This window comes from Chitinophaga tropicalis, assembly GCF_009758205.1.
GTDB lineage: Bacteria > Bacteroidota > Bacteroidia > Chitinophagales > Chitinophagaceae > Chitinophaga > Chitinophaga tropicalis.
Window position 1 is genome coordinate 204387 of record NZ_WRXN01000001.1, and the last position, 20635, is coordinate 225021.

Annotated in this window: 12 protein-coding genes; 8 read left to right on the plus strand and 4 right to left on the minus strand. The window is 45.2% G+C overall.

Annotated features, from left to right (window positions below; translation table 11 throughout):
- Position 1: 1 nt before the first annotated feature.
- Positions 2 to 376, minus strand: a complete 375-nt coding sequence (rbfA, locus tag GO493_RS00920; protein ID WP_157304186.1) for a 30S ribosome-binding factor RbfA — start codon at positions 374 to 376, stop codon at positions 2 to 4.
- Between the two features lie 146 nt (positions 377 to 522).
- On the opposite strand from rbfA, the gene GO493_RS00925 reads away from it, so the two are divergent.
- Together GO493_RS00925 and GO493_RS00930 are read left to right on the plus strand one after the other, a co-directional pair.
- Positions 523 to 2349, plus strand: coding sequence for an ABC transporter ATP-binding protein (locus GO493_RS00925; protein ID WP_157304187.1), 1827 nt, complete (start codon positions 523 to 525; stop codon positions 2347 to 2349).
- Positions 2350 to 2535: 186 nt separating this feature from the next.
- Positions 2536 to 4071 carry an HAD-IB family phosphatase gene (locus GO493_RS00930; protein WP_157304188.1) on the plus strand — a complete coding sequence of 512 codons (1536 nt, stop codon included), beginning with the start codon at positions 2536 to 2538 and terminating at the stop codon, positions 4069 to 4071.
- Positions 4072 to 4276: 205 nt separating this feature from the next.
- Here the strand turns inward: GO493_RS00930 and GO493_RS00935 are convergent, their stop codons facing one another.
- Together GO493_RS00935 and ileS are read right to left on the minus strand one after the other, a co-directional pair.
- Positions 4277 to 5323, minus strand: a complete 1047-nt coding sequence (locus GO493_RS00935; protein ID WP_157304189.1) for a TraR/DksA C4-type zinc finger protein — start codon at positions 5321 to 5323, stop codon at positions 4277 to 4279.
- Positions 5324 to 5327: 4 nt separating this feature from the next.
- Positions 5328 to 8891, minus strand: a complete 3564-nt coding sequence (gene ileS, locus GO493_RS00940; protein ID WP_157304190.1) for an isoleucine--tRNA ligase — start codon at positions 8889 to 8891, stop codon at positions 5328 to 5330.
- 250 nt (positions 8892 to 9141) lie between these two features.
- Here ileS and GO493_RS00945 point away from each other — a divergent pair, with 250 nt between their 5' ends.
- Positions 9142 to 9609, plus strand: a complete 468-nt coding sequence (locus GO493_RS00945) for a PepSY-like domain-containing protein (protein ID WP_157304191.1) — start codon at positions 9142 to 9144, stop codon at positions 9607 to 9609.
- 693 nt (positions 9610 to 10302) lie between these two features.
- Here GO493_RS00945 and GO493_RS31300 read toward each other — a convergent pair.
- Positions 10303 to 11226 carry a helix-turn-helix domain-containing protein gene (locus GO493_RS31300; protein ID WP_157304192.1) on the minus strand — a complete coding sequence of 308 codons (924 nt, stop codon included), beginning with the start codon at positions 11224 to 11226 and terminating at the stop codon, positions 10303 to 10305.
- A 180-nt stretch (positions 11227 to 11406) separates the two neighbouring features.
- On the opposite strand from GO493_RS31300, the gene GO493_RS00955 reads away from it, so the two are divergent.
- The 5 genes from GO493_RS00955 to GO493_RS00975 all read left to right on the plus strand — a co-directional run bounded on the left by GO493_RS00955 (position 11407) and on the right by GO493_RS00975 (position 20574).
- Entirely contained in the window at positions 11407 to 13086 is a 1680-nt protein-coding gene (locus GO493_RS00955; RefSeq protein ID WP_157304193.1) for an AsmA family protein, read from the plus strand.
- 114 nt (positions 13087 to 13200) lie between these two features.
- Positions 13201 to 15180, plus strand: a complete 1980-nt coding sequence (gene gyrB, locus GO493_RS00960) for a DNA topoisomerase (ATP-hydrolyzing) subunit B (protein WP_157304194.1) — start codon at positions 13201 to 13203, stop codon at positions 15178 to 15180.
- Between the two features lie 253 nt (positions 15181 to 15433).
- On the plus strand, positions 15434 to 15913 hold the full coding sequence (locus GO493_RS00965) for a hypothetical protein (protein ID WP_157304195.1): 480 nt from the start codon (positions 15434 to 15436) through the stop codon (positions 15911 to 15913).
- Positions 15914 to 16129: 216 nt separating this feature from the next.
- Positions 16130 to 19168: a SusC/RagA family TonB-linked outer membrane protein gene (locus GO493_RS00970; RefSeq protein ID WP_157304196.1), complete on the plus strand. Its 3039-nt coding sequence runs from the start codon at positions 16130 to 16132 to the stop codon at positions 19166 to 19168.
- 17 nt (positions 19169 to 19185) lie between these two features.
- Entirely contained in the window at positions 19186 to 20574 is a 1389-nt protein-coding gene (locus GO493_RS00975) for a SusD/RagB family nutrient-binding outer membrane lipoprotein (protein WP_157304197.1), read from the plus strand.
- Positions 20575 to 20635: the final 61 nt, after the last annotated feature.

The following is a 20635-nucleotide window of genomic DNA, read 5'->3' on the forward strand; positions in this document are numbered from 1 at the left end:
TTTATTTGTTTTCCTTCCCTGCTTCGTCGTCCTTGATCTTCTTAAATAACTCCTCCATTTTAAACACATACTCCAGGGTATCGTCCAGGAAAAGAGAGATCTCAGGTATCCGGCGCAGCTGCTTACCCACCCGGTTACCCAGTTCCTTCTTTATTTCACCCATCCTCTCCTTTATCCTGTTCACCATTTCATGTGTATCAGCTATCTGGAACATACTCAGGTACACCCTGGCCTCAAGCAGGTCCGGCGTGATCCTTACCGCGGAAATGGAGATCATCCCGCCCTCCAGCACGTTAAACCCCATACGTTGAAAAATCTCACTCAGTTCCTTCTGCAACAATTGTCCGATTTGTTTCTGTCTTTTGCTTTCCTGCATAATGATATAAGATTTGAGATTGTATTAACTTGCACCCTTAATTCAATCCTCTCCGGCAAAGATAAGGAAACAGGCATGCGCGGGACGACTTAAATTCACTCCCCGCTGCCGGAACGGATGAACTGATAAGAATAAATAATTATAAGATGAAGACTTTTTTTAGGCTGTTGAGTTTATCAAAACCTTATCACCACTATGTTCCGGAGTATATTGTATACGTCGTCCTCTATACCATTTTCGGATTGATGAACTTTACACTGCTCATCCCCCTGATGAATCAGTTGTTCGAAACAGGTAAAAGAGCAGTAGTGACCCAATTGCCGGCATTTACCCTCTCCTTTACCTACCTGAAAGATGTGTTTTATTACTATATGCACGTTCTTTTAACCAACTACTCCGAATTTATAGTTTTAGTATATGTCTGCGTCGTTCTTTTCATCACCATCATACTGAAAAACATATTTGGCTACCTCAGCCAGAAAGTAATGACCCGTATGAGGGTGAGCATGGTACGCAAAATGAGGGAACACCTGTTTCACCAGTTCAGTACCCAGTCCCTGCAGTTCTTTCATGACGAACGTAAAGGAGACCTGCTCTCTACCATCAGTAGCGATGTTGTGGAAGTGGAAAACTCCGTTGTTACTTCACTGCAAACCATCTTCCGCGACCCGCTGGTAATTATAGGCACATTCATTTCCCTGTTCCTCATCTCAAAGGAACTGACCTTTTTTACTCTCGTATTCTTTCCGGTATCCGGTTTCATCATCAGCTCCGTATCCAAAAAGCTGAAAAAGAAATCCAACCTCAGTCAGAACCTGTTGGGCAGAATACTGAATATCAGCGAAGAAACACTGTCAGGCATCCGTATTATCAAGGCATTTAATGCAGAGAAATTCATCAGCAGGAAATTCGACTCAGATAATATGGCCTTTGCCCGTACCGTGAAATCCATACAGAATCAGCGCGAAATGGCCTCTCCCGTATCAGAGATCCTGGGAGTAATGGTAGTGATTGTGATCATGCTGTATGGCGGAAACCTTATCCTGTCCGGCTCTTCCAAGCTGGATGCAGGATCTTTCATTGCATATCTTGGCTTCTACTTCCAGATACTTGCCCCCGCCAAATCCATAGGCTCAGCCCTCACAGCATTGCCTAAAGGATTATCAGCAGGAGAAAGAGTGCTGCGTATCATTGACACTCCCAATCCCATACAGGATAAACCTAACGCACAACCGCTGGCTTCCTTTAACAAGGAGATCGTATACAACAACATCACTTTTGCCTATAAGGAACATGCTGTGCTGAAAAATGTGCAGCTCACCATCCCTAAAGGCCGTATGGTAGCCCTGGTAGGGAAAAGCGGCGCCGGTAAATCTACCATGGCAGACCTGCTGCCCCGTTTCTACGATGTTACCTCCGGCAGCATCCTGGTAGACGGCCAGGACATCCGCGATGTAAAAATGCACGATCTCCGCAACCTGATGGGCATGGTATCCCAGGAGGCCATCCTCTTTAACGATACCGTTTTTAATAACATCGCATTTGGCCAGCACAACGTTGACAAAGAAGAAGTCATCAAAGCAGCCAGAATTGCCAATGCACATGAATTTATCATACAGCTGGAAAACGGCTATGATACTGTCATTGGCGACCGCGGTATGAAACTGAGCGGCGGCCAGCGCCAGCGCCTCACCATTGCCCGCGCCATTTTCAAAAATCCTCCCATCCTCATCCTGGATGAAGCAACTTCCGCATTGGATACCGAATCAGAAAAACTGGTGCAGGAAGCGTTGGACAAGTTGATGGAAAACCGCACCACTATTGTAATAGCACACCGCCTTTCCACTATCCAGCATGCCAACGAAATTGTAGTACTTGATAAAGGAGAGATCAAAGAAAAAGGTACACATGAACAACTGATCGCTAACGACGGCATTTACAGAAAACTCGTTGAAATGCAGGAGTTTAAGTGACAGATAAAGATACTTGTCAGTAACGGCCGCAGGAAAATTCCTGCGGCCGTTCTGCTTCATATATGCCTTACACCCTGCATGCAACCCCGGCTATGGCCCCATTTTTGCGACCTATTGGCGCTAAATCCATTACTCCAGCCTTTGTGACTGGGCATTATTTCACCTTCTAATCAATCAGCATCGCCTATGATTTCCATAGTTATTCCGGTTTTGAATGAAGGCGCAACTTTACGGCAGGTAATCAAAACTATTAAAAAGACGTCCCGCAAGATTGAGATCATTGTTGTTGACGATGATTCGAACGACAATTCAGTAGAAGAAGCATTAAAGGAGAAAGTTCGTGTAATTACAAGCAGCCAGCGTGGAAAAGGTATCTCCATGCGCGAAGGAATGATGGCAGCCAAGAATGATATTGTGATGTATGTGGATGGAGATATCCTTACATACCCGGATAACATTGTGGAATTACTCACAGATCCTATCATTGAAGGTAAAGCCGACTTTGTAAAATCCTATTTCGAAAGGCAGGCAGGAAGAGTAACACAACTGGTAGCAAAACCGCTGCTGAGCATCCTCTTTCCCGGCCTGGCAGGTTTTAATCAGCCACTCAGCGGCATGATAGCAGCAAAAAGATCTTTTCTCTCACAGGTACAGTTTGAAAATGATTACGGTGTCGATATCGGGTTGCTGATAGATATGCATCTGATGGGCGCCCGCATTACAGAAGCTAATATTGGCAGGGTAGAGAATGCCATGCAGACCTGGGAACAACTCAGTAAAATGTCACGCGAAGTATCCAGGACCATCCTACGCAAAGCAGAGAACATTCCGCAGGAAAACCTGGCAACACTCGGTAACATCAACATTATCAGGGAACAGATGGAATATTCCATCCTCGAATCTATCGACAAGCTGCACAAAATGGTGATCTTCAACCTGGATGAAACCATCTTCACAGAAGACTACCTGCAGCATGCCGCCAGGGAATTTGGCTTTGAAGAAGAACTGCAGGACATCAGGGCCCGGTACACAGACCAGCCCAGCATCCTCGAACATACTGCCGCCATGTTACGCCACCGCAACCTCGCAGAGCTGCTGGAAGTAGCAGATGATATACCATTGACGCCAGATATTAAAGCAGTGGTACGTGAACTGAAGAAAAGAGGGTATACCTGCGGGCTCATCACCGACGGATTTGAATGTATAGCACGTCATATCAGGAACCGGCTGGGAATGGATTTTGTATTTGCCAACCGGCTGCATTTGTTTGATAGCGTGGCAACCGGCGAAATTACAATCCCGGAATACTTCCTCTGTCATGATAAAGAAGACCCCACTAAAGCAGCGTTTTATTGCAAGAGCAATATATTGTCCTATATTGCAGACAAATACCACGTTTTGCCGCAGAACATAATCTACGTTGGCAGTGGTTCCGATAGTACCCAACTGCTGGAGGCAGCAGGCATCGGAGTGGCATTCGACGCGGTGGATAACCGTATAGAACGGATTGCCGATAAAATTATTCCCGGCCCATGGATGGAACCCTTGTTAGAGATTGCCCAGGCAAGTCCCGAGAAATTCAGGATACGTCTTCCGGCTATCAGCAAAAAACAGGCACGCCGCATTGGTGTTGGCAGTCTGATAGGATTGGCGTCCGTAGGACTTATGTACCTGGCCGCCAGGCATATCGGAAAACGTAAAAAAGAACAAGAGGTTTCATAAAATAATCTCCTTGGAACCCCTGTTTATTTACAATTTGACGTCTCTCCATCCGGAGAGACGTTTTTTTATATTCAATAGAGGCTTAGTATCTCAGCCTGAATTCTTAGTCCGGCCACAGGTCCAATAACCTTTCTCACACACTATTACTTCCAATAAAAAAACTCCTGATCTTACAGACCAGGAGTTTTTCTATCTTAAAAAGATCTTATTTACTCTTCGCAAGCTTCGCTTCAATACTCAGCGTAGCATGAGGAACTGCACGCAGACGGGCTTTATCTATCAGCTTACCTGTTACACGGCAGATACCGTAAGTTTTATTTTCAATACGCACCAGGGCTTTCTCCAGGTGATCAATGAACTGGATCTGACGGCTGGCCATCTGGTTCAGCTGTTCCCTCTCCTGAGAACCACTGCCATCTTCCATACTCATGTATTTGTTTTCTGTATCGTCAGTACCGGCTTCGTCTTTACGGGTAATTAACCCCTGCAGGTAAACCAGTTCTTTCTTGGCAGATTCCAGCTTTTTCAGGATAAGATCTTTAAATTCCTGCAGATCTGTATCACTATAGCGGTATACGGGACCGGCAGGCTGTTCCGGCTGATCCAGTACAGACTTTGTGAACTCCGGCTGGTAGGTAACCAATGTTGTTGCTTTAGAGCCTTTTTTATCTGCCTTCTCAGTACGTTCCCCAGACGGTTTCTCAGCCTTAGCCGCTACCTTTTCTGTTTTCTGTACTTTCTCAGCAGTTTTTTTACCCGCATCTTTAGCAACAGCCTTTTCTTTATCTTCTTTATTATTTTTTACTGGCATTATTACTACTTTTTCTTCTGGCTTGGAAATTTGTTTTTCTTTATCTGCAGTAACGCGCTGCGTCACTACTTTTTTTGTATCAGGCGCTTTCACAGAAGCAGCCTGCTTGGCAGTGACTGCTTTCTTAACGGGTTGCGGCGCTGCGGAGGCCGCTACGGGTGTCTTTTTTACTACAGATTTACTGGACGAAGCCGTCTGGGTAACCGGTGATTTACTTTTTGTGGCAACAACCTTTTTTGCAACAGTGGGTTTAGACGGTTTGCTGGCCACCTTAGGCGCTGCCGTTTTAACAGGCGCCTTGGCAGGTGATACCGCCGAAGTTTTTGCTGCGGGTTTGGCAGCTGCTTTTTTAGCGGGTGTAGCCTGCTTTACCGTTGCTTTCTTAGCCGGTGCTGCTGCTTTCTGGGTCTTTTTAATAGCAACTTTCTTGCTTGTTGCCATGGGATTAGCTTTTTTTGTTAACTAATACGTTGAATGTCAAATCATTTACTTCTATTTCAATTCCATCCTGTAATTCCGGCACCATTTCCAGACTATCTGCCAAAATTTCCGTGCAAATATAGTCATTATAGTTAATAATCGCCGATTTCAGGCTGTCTATTACCGCCACTTTTACCTGTATCCTGTCTGTCAACTCAAAGTCACTGTCCTTTCTGATTTTCTGGATACGATTAACAAGTTCCCGGGCATTCCCTTCATCCAGCAATTCAGGAGTAATGGTAATGTCAAGCGCTACAGTAAGGGCGCCCTTGTTTGCAACTGTCCATCCGGGAATATCTTCTGAAATGATCTCTACATCAGATAGCTGTATTAACAGCTCCTCATTTTCTACTAGCAGGTTAAACTGGCCTTCACGTTCCAGGGAGGCAATCTCAGCTGCCGAGAAAGCACTTATAGCAGCTGCTACAGCTTTCATCTTTGCCCCCATCTTACTACCCAGGGATTTATAGTTCGGCTTGATCTTTTTCTTTATGAAACCTTCCGTTTCTGTAAGATACTCAATGTCTTTCACATTCACCTCACTTTTTATCAGGTGCCCGATCTTTTCTATCTGCTCCTTTATATGAACGTTCTGAACAGGTATAAGGATCTTCTGCAAAGGCTGGCGCACCTTAATATTTACCTTCTTACGGAGAGACAACACCAGGGAAGAGATATCCTGCGCCAGCTGCATCCTTTCTTCCAGGTCAGCATCTATAGCGCCTGCAACCGCAACAGGAAAATTCATATGATGTACCGAACCTTCCGCATGACGTGCACTCACGCTGTTCAGATTGCCAAATAACCAGTCTGCAAAGAACGGAGATACCGGAGCCATAAGCTGGGACAAAGTTTCCAGGCATTCATATAACGTCTGGTAAGCTGAGATCTTATCATGCCCGTAATCGCCTTTCCAGAAACGGCGGCGGCATAAACGCACATACCAGTTACTCAGGTGCTCATCTACAAAGGTCTGTACGGCCCTGCCCGCCTGGGTAGGCTCATAATCATTAAAGTAAGCCGTTACATCCTTTACCAGTGTATTCAGTACAGAAATGATCCAGCGGTCTATTTCAGGACGCTCTTCCAGCGGTATATATGCTTCTTTGAACGTGAATTTGTCCAGGTTGGCATACATGGCGAAGAAGTTATACGTGTTGTAAACAGTAGAGAACAACTTACGCTGCACTTCCTTGATACCTTCCAGATCAAATTTCATGCTATCCCATGGGGAAGCATTCGTGATCAGGTACCAGCGTGTAGCATCAGCGCCAAATTGCTCCAGCGTAGCAAACGGATCAACAACATTGCCCACTCTCTTACTCATCTTATTACCGTTCTTATCCAGCACCAGCCCGTTAGACACTACTGTCTTATAAGCTACACTGTCAAACAGCATGGCGCCAAGCGCATGTAAGGTATAGAACCAGCCACGGGTCTGGTCAACACCTTCTGCAATGAAATCTGCCGGGAAGCTCTTCTGGAATTCCTCTTTATTCTCAAACGGATAGTGCCACTGCGCATAAGGCATAGCGCCACTGTCAAACCATACGTCTATCAGGTCCGGCTCACGATACATTATCGCACCCTCATGATCAAACAGGATATCATCAACAATTGGCTTATGCAGATCAATCGACTCAATTACACTATTTGTTATTTCAACACAATATTTCTTAATAAGATCTGTATAATACCAGTTTGCAGCTGCCAGATCAATAGCGAATACTTCTTCTTTCTTTGAAATTTTTGTACGGATGGGCGCTACATTTATACGATCCTCATCCCTGCTATTCGTAAGCTTTGAATTATATTTTTTAATTTTTTTATATAATTCGCTGTTCTCATCCAGAATATCCCGCGTAAATTCTTCTTTTTTAACAAATTGATACCCCCCTTTCAATTCTGCCCTGGAACCAATACATTTCCGGGTTAAAGGCTCAAAACTTCCATACACCTGAGCAGGACTAAAGAATGAATGGTTCAGGGTATTCCATACCGGCAGCGGGGTACCCCAGTAACGGCTGCGGCTCAGGTTCCAGTCCACCATATTCTCCAGCCAGTTACCAAAACGGCCGGTACCGGTAGAAGATGGCTTCCAGTTGATAGTCTTGTTCAGTTCCACCATCCTGTCCTTGACAGCCGTAGTATTGATAAACCAGGCATCCAGCGGATAATACAATACCGGCTTATCAGTACGCCAGCAATGCGGATAGGTATGTTCATATTTTTCTACCCTGAAAGCGCGGTTTTCTTTTTTCAGTTTCACCGCAATATCAACATCCACATCTTTATAATCAGGGTCTGATTTATAATTCTTTACATAACGGCCGCCAAACTCTCCCACTGTATCCAGGAATTTACCCTGGCGGTCTACCAGCGTCATTATCCCTATACCATATTTCTGTCCCACACGGTTATCGTCCGCACCAAAAGCAGGAGCCGTATGCACTATACCCGTACCATCTTCAGTAGTAACGAAATCACCCAGCAGTACACGGAAAGGGTCTCCGGACTCCGGTTGTACATAAGGCAGCAATTGCTCATAACGGATATTCTCCAGCTGGCTGCCCCTGAAAACAGAAAGTATCTGCCAGGGTATTACTTTATCTCCTTCTTTATAAGCGCTGAAATCTCCGTCTTCTCCTTCTTTCTTGAAATATTTACCGGTCAGGTCTTTTGCCATTACAACAAACACCGGAAGGTGAGTATAAGGATTGAAAGTGCGGATCAGCGCATATTCTATATTAGCTCCTACCGTCAGGCCAAGGTTGGAAGGCAGTGTCCACGGCGTGGTGGTCCATGCCATAAAGAATACCTCCGCAGCCGGATCTGCCTTGCGGGCTATATCAAAAAGAAATGCAGAGTTTTCAGACTCCAGGGCCTTGAACATGGCCACAATAGTAGTGTCCTTTACATTTTTATATGTACCTGGCTGGTTCAGCTCATGAGAACTGAGACCTGTACCGGCAGCCGGAGAATAAGGCTGGATACTTTTACTTTTATAAAGAAGTCCCTTTTTATACAGTTCCTGCACACACCACCAGAGGCTCTCAATATAATTATTGTCAAAAGTGATATAAGGAGATTTCAGGTCAACCCAATAACCCATCTTACGGGTCAGGTCATCCCATTTATCTTTATATTTCAGTACTTCTGTACGGCAGGTATTGTTATATTCTTCAACGGAGATCTTCTTACCAATATCGTCTTTGGTAATACCGAGCGTTTTTTCCACACCCAGTTCCACAGGTAATCCATGTGTATCCCAACCACCCTTACGCTTTACCTGGAAACCGCTCATTGTTTTATAACGGCACACAAGATCTTTCAGGGTACGGGAAATAACATGGTGAATACCAGGCATACCATTCGCACTCGGCGGACCTTCGTAAAAAACAAACGGAGTAGCGCCTTCACGCAGTGTTACACTCTGTTCAAATGCCTGGTTTTTCTCCCAGTGCGCCAATATCTCTTTTTCTATCTGCGGTAAATTCAGCTGATTATATTCCTGATATTTGCTGGCCATAAAACAATTCTGCGCCCTTTGACGTTTATGTAAATAGTTGATTAAAATTCTGCAAAGTTACGGATTTTTAAGCAGGCTGGGAAAGGTCTCCATCCGGAAAAAAAACCAATTTGCTTTTATTTGCTGATTTTTTTTGTATTTTTACCGGGCATTTGTTCGCTTTTAAGACTTTGGCATTGTTTTGGTAACTATCGACGGAAGAAAAAAGGGTTGAAAAACCGAACCCAAACAAGAAAAACCATATCTGAGTATGAAAAAGTTATTAGTAATATTTTGTGTGGCGATCATATCTTCCGGCACAACTTTTGCACAAAAAAAATCAGCAAAAACAAAAACGAAGGTAGTTGCTAAAAAAGAAGTAGTAGCTCCGGTTGTTGTAAAGGACGCTTTTCAGCAGAACTTTTCCGGCACCGAAGCAAAGTGGTCGAAGAATTTTAGTGGACATTGGATTGCTAACTTCACAAAAGAAGACGTAAAAACTTCGGCAGAATACGACGCAGATGGTAAGTGGATAGCAACCCGGAGTTCATATGCAGCAGACAGGTTACCGGAAACAGTAGCCACTACTCTGAAAACAAAATATCCGGCCGCTACAATAAAAGATGGCTGGAAAATTGAAAGAGCAGACGTAGCCACTGCATATTATAAAGTGAATATTCAGGATAACGGAGCAGAGAAATCTGTGCTGGTGAACGATAGCGGTTCCGTTATAGAATAACACTTTCACAAATCAGTATTTCATAGGTATAGGGATAAATAGGACAGACCCTGCTCTTTTGGGCGGGGTTTTCTTTTTGTATGAACTGCCAATAAGGCACCCCCAACGCCAAAGCCCCCTCCTGGATACTGTATGGATACTCCTACTCAAAGCCTACTATAAAGTATGGATAGTGTATGAACTGCGGTAGCACTTTAGCGCCACCATACCCTCATGTCTTTTTGTCGTACCCCGTAAAAATAAAAACCGTCTCGCTTAAGAACGAGACGGCTTTATGTAATTACGGTAGAAAGCTTACAGACAAAAATTGCACTTTCAAAAGGTCAAAATTGGTGTTTGATACCGTGCAAAAAAAATTGATGGCTTTACTCTCTTTGTCTATAAGCTTTCACCTCGGTCAAATCTGATAAGGAAGCTTATAAGGAAGATCGGGATAGATATCTGCCGATCGTGATACAAAGAAACACCAATATTCCAGGTTTCGTTTTTGTATTCGGGAAAACTAATAATCAAATCGGGAAAAGGTTAAATTTCAATTTCAAGCTGGCCACAGGCCCCCTCAAAAAAGCGGGTTTCACCAAAGGCAAAACCCGCTTTTTTGAGCAGTTTTCTCTCCACTGCAAATTAAAAAAGGCTACAGACAACTGATTACCAGCAATCTATAGCCCATTTATATAAAATAAAGACCGAAAACTACCTGAGCAACAGCTCACAAGGCTTCAATCCCGTATGCTTCTTAAACGCAGTAGAAAAATGAGAAATACAGGAATATCCCATCAATATAGCCACTTCAGACACAGACATTCCCTTCTCATACAACAGGCTCTTCGCCTTTTCCATCCTCTCTTTCTGGAAATAATCATAAATAGTGGTACCATACATAGCTTTGAACCCCTTCTTCAGGTAGCACTCATTCATAGCTACCCGGCGGGCCAGGTCACGGATGGTAATAGGCGCATCCAGCTGCTCCAGCAATATCCCCCTGGCCTTTTCGATCTTCTCCCTATCCTCAAGATGAGTCAGGAAACGGCAACCAAAACGGTCGTCAGTATCATTCTGTACAAACTGGTCTGAGCTGAAAAGCAGGAGTTCCAGCGCCTTACTCTGGAGAAAGATGTTTTTCAGGGCGCCGTCATAATTATGATGCACCATCTGGTCCAATACCTCTTTAGATTTGGTACTGGGCTGGATAGTTTTAACAAAAGGCTTACGGGACTGCATGTCAAACAGGGTAGAACTTGTGGAGCCCTTCTGTAAAGACTGTATAAATGCAGGCTGAAAACGAACGGTGATCATGTCTATAGAAGGAGACTTCTGTACACAGTTATCCTTCTTCTTATCCGCACAAACCTGGTCAGTACAACCCGGATTCTGACAGTACTTGTTGCCCGCCACACAATAACGGAGCTCTATAGCAGCTGTCTGTCCCCTCTTGGCAGGCTGATATAACACCATAGCCACATCCTCTACCGGCAACGGACGGTCATACGTAAACCGCTGCAATGTAAAATCCAGGCAGTCCGGCACCGCAACAGTGTCGTTCTCTGCCAGTTGCAGCTGATCGCTCATGGCGGGCTGCCGGATGGCTAATGATAATATATCCTGTACCTCTTTCACGACCTTACTTTTTTGTTAAAACCGTCACAAAAATAGGCATTCAAAATTTAATCGGGGAGAGTTTGACAATACCGTTACAATTCATCGACAATGATCGATATATCTATTTTACTGCTGGCTGATAATTAACGGATTGAGATCACCGTACTCTTGGTATGAATTTCGTTTATTTCATTCACAATGCAAAAGAAATCATTCTTGTCCCGTATCTGGAAGAAAGCCCTTCTGGCTCTTGCCATTTTGATCGTATTCGTCCTCGGCGTCTCCCGGTACATCAGTCACCGCTGGAACAGGCAGATCCAATGGCAGCTACGCTCTTATGTACAGGATATATCCGATAGCCTGTACACTCTCCGCTATGCCAATATGGACCTGAACCTCCTCACCGGTAGCCTCACCCTGGAAAAAGTAAGCCTCATAAGAGACCCGGACGTATATAAACGCATGCAGGCACAGCAAAGAGCGCCTAAACTGATCTATTCCTTTACGGCCGACCGGGTTTCCCTCCGCTACTTTAAAGTATTCCGCTACTTCACAACAAAAAGATTGAGCGCCGGCTCATTACAGTTTCAGAATCCCATTGTAATGCTGGAACTGAACAGCCGCAATATAGATACCACAGCAAAACGGAACGCCTACCAGAACATTTCTTCTAAAATAAAGTCCCTCTACCTGGGCAACCTCATACTGGACCACACCAACCTCAGATATAACGTTGTCAAAAAAGACAGCGGCCTGGTATTCACCCACCTGGAAGACCTCAGCATCCAGGTAAAGGATTTCCTGATAGATTCCGCCGCCCTGGAAGATCCCACCCGTTTCCTCTATGCCCGCAACTACGAATTCGGCCTGAAAGAATACCGCTACCGGACACCCGACAGCCTTTACTGGATGCACCTGAAAAATATCCGCTACAGCGCCGGCAAACAAATGCTCCGTATAGGACAATTCGCAGCAGAGCCCCGGTATTCCCGGCAACAGTTCGATATAAGATCTGTATACCAGCGGGACAGGTTCGATGTAAAACTGAATGATATAGAACTTTCCGAGCTCCAGCCCAGACGACTCCTGGAACAACAGGTCATCTGGGCCAATAAACTGGTTATCGGAAACGGAGACCTGGATATTTACCACAACCGTAAACTGCCCATGTCCGGACAATTAAAATATGGCCAGTTCCCTAACCAGCTACTGCTGAAAATACCCATACCTATATATATAGATACACTGATCGGCAAAAAAGCAGATCTGACATATACAGAGATCAACCCGAAATCTGACGAAGCCGGCAAGCTCAGCTTCAAACAAGTGAGAGGCACATTCCGGAACATAACGAACATAGACAGCATGATCCGGAAAAAAAGCACGATCACGGCCGATCTTGACGCCGTATTCATGAACAGCGGCAAACTGCGGGCACATTTTGACTTCTCCCTGAAAGATACCACCGGCGGCTTCGGCGTGTCCGGACAACTGAAAGACATGGAAGGAAAGTCATTAAATCCCATCCTCAAGCCTCTGGGCATGGTAGAAGTAAAATCATGCTATATAGATGATCTCACCTTCAGCATGACCGGCAATGAACGCCAGGCCTCCGGACAGATAAAATTCCTGTATAAAGACCTGAAGATCAGCATACTGAAAAAAGAAGAAGATTCCCATGAATATAAAAGGAAAGGATTGCTCAGCCTCTTTGCCAACGCCCTTGTTATTAAAGACAGTAATCCCGACAACGGAGAAACCCGGATAACCTATCCGCATTTTACCAGAGACCCGGAAAAGTCTTTCTTTAACCTCGTATGGAAAACCCTTTTTACAGGAATTAAGGAAACAGCACTGGGGAAAAATCCCCCTATCTGATCTGTGGATATCAACGGGACAAAAACCACCCTTTTATTATGGAAATAAGGCCCAATTTTCGTATTTTTGCACAATTCACGACAATGCAACTCTAAACTACATTTTCACCCAAATATGAGCGAAGAATTAGCGCAAATAACTACCCCTGCCCAGAGTGGCTACGATGCGGATAGTATACAGGTCCTTGAAGGCCTGGAGGCTGTGCGTAAGCGTCCCGCGATGTATATCGGCGATATCGGCATCAAAGGTCTTCATCACCTTGTGTATGAAGTAGTAGACAACTCTATAGATGAGGCACTGGCTGGTTTCTGTAAGAACATTGAGGTTACGATCTGCGAAGATAATTCCATCAAAGTGGTGGATGACGGCCGTGGTATCCCTACCGGTATGAACACCAAAGAAGGCCGTTCTGCACTGGAAGTGGTAATGACCGTATTACACGCGGGTGGCAAATTTGACAAGAATACATATAAGGTGTCCGGCGGTCTGCATGGTGTGGGCGTAAGTTGCGTAAACGCACTAAGCATCCTCCTGCATGTAACTGTACGCCGGGAAGGCAAACTCTTTGAACAGGAATACCAGCGCGGCATCCCCCAGTACGCTGTACGGGAAATAGGTACCGCAGATACTACCGGTACTACCGTTCATTTTAAGCCTGATAGCGAGATATTTAAAGACACGACCTATAACCGCGAAATTCTCGCAGGCCGTCTGCGTGAGCTGGCTTACCTGAACCGTAAGATCAGGATCACCCTGACAGATGACCGCGAGAAAGATGAAGCAGGTAATTCCGTTAGCGAAACCTTCTACAGCGAAGGTGGTATCATTGAATTTGTACAGATGCTGGACCGCAACGGCCGCCGCAATGGCCTGTTGCCGGAACCCATCTTTATAGAAGCGCATGACCCCACCAGCAACGTAGCTGTAGAAGTAGCCGTGATCTATAACGACTCCTTCAGCGAAAGCATCTTCTCCTACGTTAATAATATCAACACCATCGAAGGTGGTACACACGTAGCCGGTTTCCGCCGCGCTATTACCCGTGTATTCAAAAGCTATGGCGATAAGAACAAACTGTTCGAGAAAACCAAGATAGAAGTAACCGGTGATGACTTCCGCGAAGGGCTGAGTGCCATTGTAAGCGTAAAAGTGCCGGAACCACAGTTTGAAGGCCAGACCAAAACCAAACTGGGTAACTCCGATGTAATGGGTGTGGTAGACAGCTCCGTAGCTTCCGTACTGGACGCATACCTGGAAGAACACCCCCGTGAGGCTAAAACCATCATCAACAAAGTTGTACTGGCTGCACAGGCCCGTGAAGCCGCCCGTAAGGCACGCCAGATGGTACAGCGCAAAAGCGTACTGAGTGGCAGCGGATTACCAGGTAAACTGGCAGACTGCTCTGAAAACGATCCTGAAAAATGTGAACTGTACCTTGTCGAAGGTGACTCCGCAGGTGGTACAGCCAAACAAGGCCGTAACCGTAGCTTCCAGGCTATCCTGCCGCTCAGGGGTAAGATCCTGAACGTAGAAAAAGCAATGGAGCATAAAATATATGAGAACGAAGAGATCAAGAACATCTTCACCGCACTGGGTGTAACCATTGGCACAGAAGAAGATGATAAAGCACTCAACCTCTCAAAACTCCGCTATCACAAGCTGATCATCATGACGGATGCCGACGTGGATGGTAGCCACATCGCTACACTTATCCTTACCTTCATATTCCGTTATATGAAAGCAATGGTAGAACAGGGTTATGTATACATTGCCCAGCCACCACTGTACCTCGTTAAAAAGAATAAAGAACAGATCTACGCCTGGACAGAAGAAGACCGTAAAGCCGCCATTCAGAAAATAGGCGGCGGTAAAGAAGACAGCGTAACTATACAACGTTACAAAGGTCTCGGTGAGATGAACGCTGAACAATTGTGGGATACTACCATGAACCCCGATAACCGTACCCTGAAACAGGTAACTATCGAAAGCGCTGCAGAAGCAGACAGGGTGTTCAGTATGCTGATGGGAGATGAAGTACCCCCACGCAGGGAATTCATCGAATCTCACGCAAAATATGCGAAGATCGACGCTTAAGGGAATGTCTCAGTTGAGCCCTCTTCTATAAAAAACTCAACCTGGCTCACTACCGCACTTAATAATATTTTAAAAACGCTTTAGCTTCTCCGCTAAAGCGTTTTTTTTTAAAATAAGGCTTTAACCCAACCGTTGGTTACCAGTTTATTGCATTATAACTGTTAAAATACTTATAAATATTTTCTTTAATTCGTCTAAAAAACTGTATTTTTGCACTGTATTTATCACTATACCTGAAGAAACTACCTATCCTATGAAACTCAAATCCCTTCTGGGTCTTCTGTACCTGGTTGTTATTGTTTTCACTTCCTGTAATGAAGACAAAGCAGTGCTGGCTTCGGGTTCCTGTACGTTCGCGTTTGACAGCATTGCTTATTCTGCCAACAACGCCATGGCTTCCGCAAAAGACTCAGTTTACAAGGATGAGGACACTACCTTTACAGGTAAGGCGCTTACCATAGAAGCACTTACCAGTTCCCTCAACAGCCATTTTACTGCAACCATCTTCTTCCCCGATACCCTTGCAGTGGGTACTTACACACAGAATGAATATGCCAGCATGATGTTCACTTACTCAATGTCAGGCAATATTCATTATCTGAGCACTAAAACAACTATAAAGATTACAAGCATAAATAGTAAATACGCCGAAGGCGAATTCTTCGGCACTTTAAAAAATGGTGAAACAGAAAAGCCATTAACGGACGGAAAGTTTAAAGTAAACATTTATTGATCATCGTTTTTTTTGAAATCTTTTTCCATCGTGTCCCGCCTTTCAAGGCGGGACTTTTTATTTAGGTTAATATCTGCCTATAGATAGTCAAGAATCATAAAAGCCTCAGCCCCGTTCTGATATTACATTTGGGTACATGTCATATTGGCCATTAGCGCAATGGCCGGATTTAATCTTTAGAGGGGTAATACATAAACCAATATCTAATCTCGTTGTATGAAAAAAAACGTACTTCACCTGCTTGCAGTGTTGACAGGGCTACTGCTTTGTGCCGTATCGTATGCACAGAACAGGTCAATAACAGGAACTGTGACCGATGAAAAGAAACAGCCTTTGAGTTACGTTACCGTAATGATCAAAGGCACCAGCAAAGGAACAACAACAGCCAAAGATGGCACCTTCAGACTGGATGCCGCACCAGGCTCTATCCTGGTACTCAGGGCAGTAGGCTACACATCAAAAGAACTACCTGCCGGCAACGAAACACAAATGAACATTACACTTACAGAGAATGCCAGCGATCTCAGCGAAGTAGTAGTAACAGCACTCGGTGTAAGAAAAGAAAAACGTAATCTCACCTTCAGCTCACAGGAAGTAAAAAGCGAAGAGATCTTACGCGCAAAAGAACCTAACATCCTGAACTCACTGACCGGTAAAGTATCCGGTGTGCAGATCACCAGCTCTTCCGGCATGCCAGGCAGCTCTGCACGTATCGTTATAAGAGGTATCACCTCTATCTCCGGCGAAAACCAGGCGCTCATTGTTATGGACGGCGTACCTATCAATAATGATGAGAACGGTGGCACCTACAACGGTGGCCCTGGTACCAACAGGCTTGCAGATATAGACCCTTCCATCATCGAAAATATAAACGTACTGAAAGGCGCCGCCGCCACCGCGCTTTACGGCTCTGCCGGCGCACGCGGCGTTGTGCTGATCACCACTAAAAAAGGAGCTATCAACCGCAGACCTACTGTTACAGTTTCTTCCGGCCTCTCCTTTGAAAATGCCATCTTCCCCGACAGGCAATACAAATATGCACAGGGCGTGAAAGGCGTTTATTACGATGGAGAAACAATGAAGAGCAGCACCTCCTGGGGCCCTCTCATGGATACGCTCACAGTGAACGGCCAGAAAGTACAGGCACATAATCCGCTGAAAGAATTTTTCAGGACAGGCGTCACTTCCAATAACTCAGTAGCCGTATCAGGAGGTAATAATGCTTCAAATTACTATCTCTCTTACTCTTACTTTGATCAGAAAGGCGCTATTCCTAAAACATCTTACAAAAGGCATAGCCTTTTCACAAAATATAATACACAGATACTGGATAATCTCTCTGCTACATTCCAGCTCACCTACAGCACAGCGAAGAACAATAAAATGCCTGAAGGGTACGGCCTTGAATCTCCCTTATGGACCATCTTCACCGCACCTGTATCCTACAACCTGAAACCTTACCTGAACGACGACGGCTCACAACGCCTTTACCGCGCCAGCCGTAACAACCCGTACTGGGTACTGGATAATATCCTCAACACCACCCTGGTAAACAGGTTCCTGCCGGTAATGACATTTGTATATGCACCTACAGACTGGCTCTCCGTTACCGAACGTATGGGGGCAGATATCTACACAGACCAGCAGGACTACCACGTGAATATGAATGATATCACATATAACACAGGTCTGATCTATAAAGAAGACCTTAACTTCAGGCAATTCAACCATGACTTCATCATACAGCTGAAGAAACAGTTTGGTCTTACCAACGCCAGCCTGATGCTGGGCAACAACGTCTATTCCACTCACACTGATTATAAAACCAATCTGGGCTTAGGCCTCGCCAAACCAGGCTACTACAACCTGGCCAGCGCATCCACTGTTACAAGCACAGAATTCAGCTCACTGGCAAGAAAAGTAGGCTTCTATGCACAGGCAGAAGTAGACTATAAAAGAATGCTGGTACTTGCGCTGAGCGGACGTATTGACGGTAGCTCGGTGCTGGCGGCCAACAACAGGTATTACCCCTATGGCTCTGTAGCCACCAGCTTCATCTTCTCAGAACTGTTCCACAGCAGCAAACTCAAAGAAGTGATCAACTTCGGTAAAGTAAGAGCGTCATACGCTTCAGTAGGTAACGATAACGTAAAACCATATTCAACTACCACACCATATACACAGGCTATCATTGCTGGCGATGTAAGCAGCAACCTGACCTTCCCTTACCAGGGCCAGAACGGCTTCCTTATAGATGCAACACTGGGTAACCCTCACCTGAAGAATGAGCTGCAGAAAGAATATGAGTTCGGACTGGAAATGAAAATGCTCGATAGCAGAATAGGACTGGAAGCATCCTACTTCAACAGGCAGATGTCTAATGGTATAGTAGAAGGCATTTCACTGGCCAACTCTACTGGTTACGCATCTACGACCATCAACTCAGCCAAAATGGAAACCAAAGGTGTAGAAGCATTACTGAACCTCACACCTGTAAGGACCAAAGACTTTACCTGGGATGTAACGGTGAACTTCACAAAATTCAAATCCCTGGTAAAACAGATAGGTGCAGGCCTCACCCAGACCAGCGTAGGTGGCATCTATGCAAAAGTAGGAGAACCATGGGGCGCTATCTACGGAACCAAATATGCAAGGACCTCAGACGGACAACTGAAGATCAATGATGCCGGTCTGCCCTATGCTTCCGGAGATTTTGACATCGTTGGTAACATCACCCCGGACTGGACCGGCGGTATCACCAACCAGCTCCGTTACAAACAGTTTGGTTTCAGCTTCTTTATAGATACCAAACAGGGTGGAGATATCCTCAACTCTGACGATGGCTACGGATTGTACTACGGTACATCAAAACAGACAGAGAACAGGGCTGACAGGGTAGTAGCAGGTATCAGCGATGCTACAGGCGCCGCCAACAAAGTATCTGTTACCGGACAACAATATTGGCAACAGGTTAGCGGTATAACAGAAGCTGTGATACAGAATAACTCGTACATCAAACTGCGTAACGTAAGTCTTTCTTACAACCTCAGCAAAAAAACGCTGGTCAGGTTGCCATTCAAAGACGCTTCCATCGTACTGACAGGACGCAATCTCTGGATCCATAAATCATCCAGCTTCACCGGTGGCGACCCGGAAGTAAACTCATGGGGTAATCAGAACGGCGGTCTGGGTGTATACACTTTCTCCGCTCCTACTTCCCGTTCATACGACTGCACCATCAAACTTACTTTCTAATTCAAACTATGCAGAACATGAAAAGATCACTCATCATATTTGCCCTGACAGCTATGTCTTTTGCAGGGTGTAAAAAATTCCTGGACGTTAATCAGAATCCGAACAAACCTTCTGATGTTTCAGAGAGCCTGCTTTTATCGCCAATAGAGGCTGCTGTTTCGCAATATATCGTTGCAGGTAATGCTTCATCCCTGATAAACCAGTGGATGCAAAATTGCGTTCCTAATCAGCCTTTACCCAATACTGTCAATTACATGGTTACCAGTTCCACTTTCGACGATTTCTGGAACTCCTTCTATGTACCTGTCATGAATAACCTCTACCTGCTTAACAGGCAGGCTAATGTAAATGGCAATGGCATGTATGCCGGCATCTCAAAAGTGCTGACCGCATATACGCTGGGAACCGCTACTGACCTCTGGGGGAATATCCCTTTTTCAGAATCGTTTAACGGAGTAGGTAACAGCACTCCCGTTTATGATTCACAGGAAACCATTTATACTACCGTACAATCACTGCTTGACAGCGCCATCATACAGCTGAATGAAGGGAAAGGCCAGAACCCCGGAACAGCAGATTATTACTATAGCGGAGATATGGGTAAATGGGTAAAGATGGCTTATACATTAAAAGCCCGTTACTATATGCACCTCACCAAAGCGCCGGGTCACACAGCCGCACAACAGGCCAGCCTTGCACTCACCGCTCTGAACAGTGGCATGACCAGCAATGATGATGATTGCTACTTTGCATATACCGGCACTTCCACTTCTTCCAATGCCTGGTACCTGCACTTCTATAATACCAGCACCCTGGTGCTTTCGTCCAGGTATGTAGATTCCCTGAAGAGCAGGAACGATCCACGTCTGCCGTTTCTTGCAGGTAAAGCAAAGAACACCGGGCTCTATACAGGAAATGATATAGGCTCCGGCGCCGGCATCCTGGATGATTACTCGGTTGCAGGAAGCTTCTACGGCGGCATCAGCTCCAATGTATATATACTGAATGCGGCAGAAGCTTTGTTCCTGAAAGCAGAAGCTACTTTAATCAACTCAGGTTACGCCGTTGCACAGCCTATCTTCCGTCAGGCCGTAGCTGAGAACATACTGAAACTCGGGGTTGACACCAACGGAACTGCCGCACAGACATATCTTGCAAAATATAGCGTGCTCTCTGCCGCTAACGCATTACAGCAGATCATTGAAGAAAAGGCAACTGCCAATTTCTTCTCCCCCGAAATATGGGTAGACTGGAGACGTACAGGTTACCCCGTTCTGAAAGTGATCACTAACAATAATATCTCTGAAATACCACGCAGGTTCCTTTATCCGCTGAATGAAGCTACGGCCAATCCGCGTAGTGAACAAAGCGCAAAACTGACTGACAAGGTATGGTGGGATAGCTGACAGGTTCATCCATCATTATACACAAAGAGCTGGCCATAAAACCAGCTCTTTTTTATTTTTA

Coding starts and splice junctions, on each gene's coding strand:
- GO493_RS00955 (WP_157304193.1), top strand. CDS start 11,407: ATGCAAAAGAAATCATTCTTGTCCCGTATCTGGAAGAAAGCCCTTCTG.
- GO493_RS00965 (WP_157304195.1), top strand. CDS start 15,434: ATGAAACTCAAATCCCTTCTGGGTCTTCTGTACCTGGTTGTTATTGTT.
- ileS (WP_157304190.1), bottom strand. CDS start 8,891: ATGGCCAGCAAATATCAGGAATATAATCAGCTGAATTTACCGCAGATA.
- GO493_RS00930 (WP_157304188.1), top strand. CDS start 2,536: ATGATTTCCATAGTTATTCCGGTTTTGAATGAAGGCGCAACTTTACGG.
- GO493_RS00945 (WP_157304191.1), top strand. CDS start 9,142: ATGAAAAAGTTATTAGTAATATTTTGTGTGGCGATCATATCTTCCGGC.
- rbfA (WP_157304186.1), bottom strand. CDS start 376: ATGCAGGAAAGCAAAAGACAGAAACAAATCGGACAATTGTTGCAGAAG.
- GO493_RS00935 (WP_157304189.1), bottom strand. CDS start 5,323: ATGGCAACAAGCAAGAAAGTTGCTATTAAAAAGACCCAGAAAGCAGCA.
- GO493_RS00975 (WP_157304197.1), top strand. CDS start 19,186: ATGAAAAGATCACTCATCATATTTGCCCTGACAGCTATGTCTTTTGCA.
- GO493_RS00925 (WP_157304187.1), top strand. CDS start 523: ATGAAGACTTTTTTTAGGCTGTTGAGTTTATCAAAACCTTATCACCAC.
- GO493_RS00970 (WP_157304196.1), top strand. CDS start 16,130: ATGAAAAAAAACGTACTTCACCTGCTTGCAGTGTTGACAGGGCTACTG.
- gyrB (WP_157304194.1), top strand. CDS start 13,201: ATGAGCGAAGAATTAGCGCAAATAACTACCCCTGCCCAGAGTGGCTAC.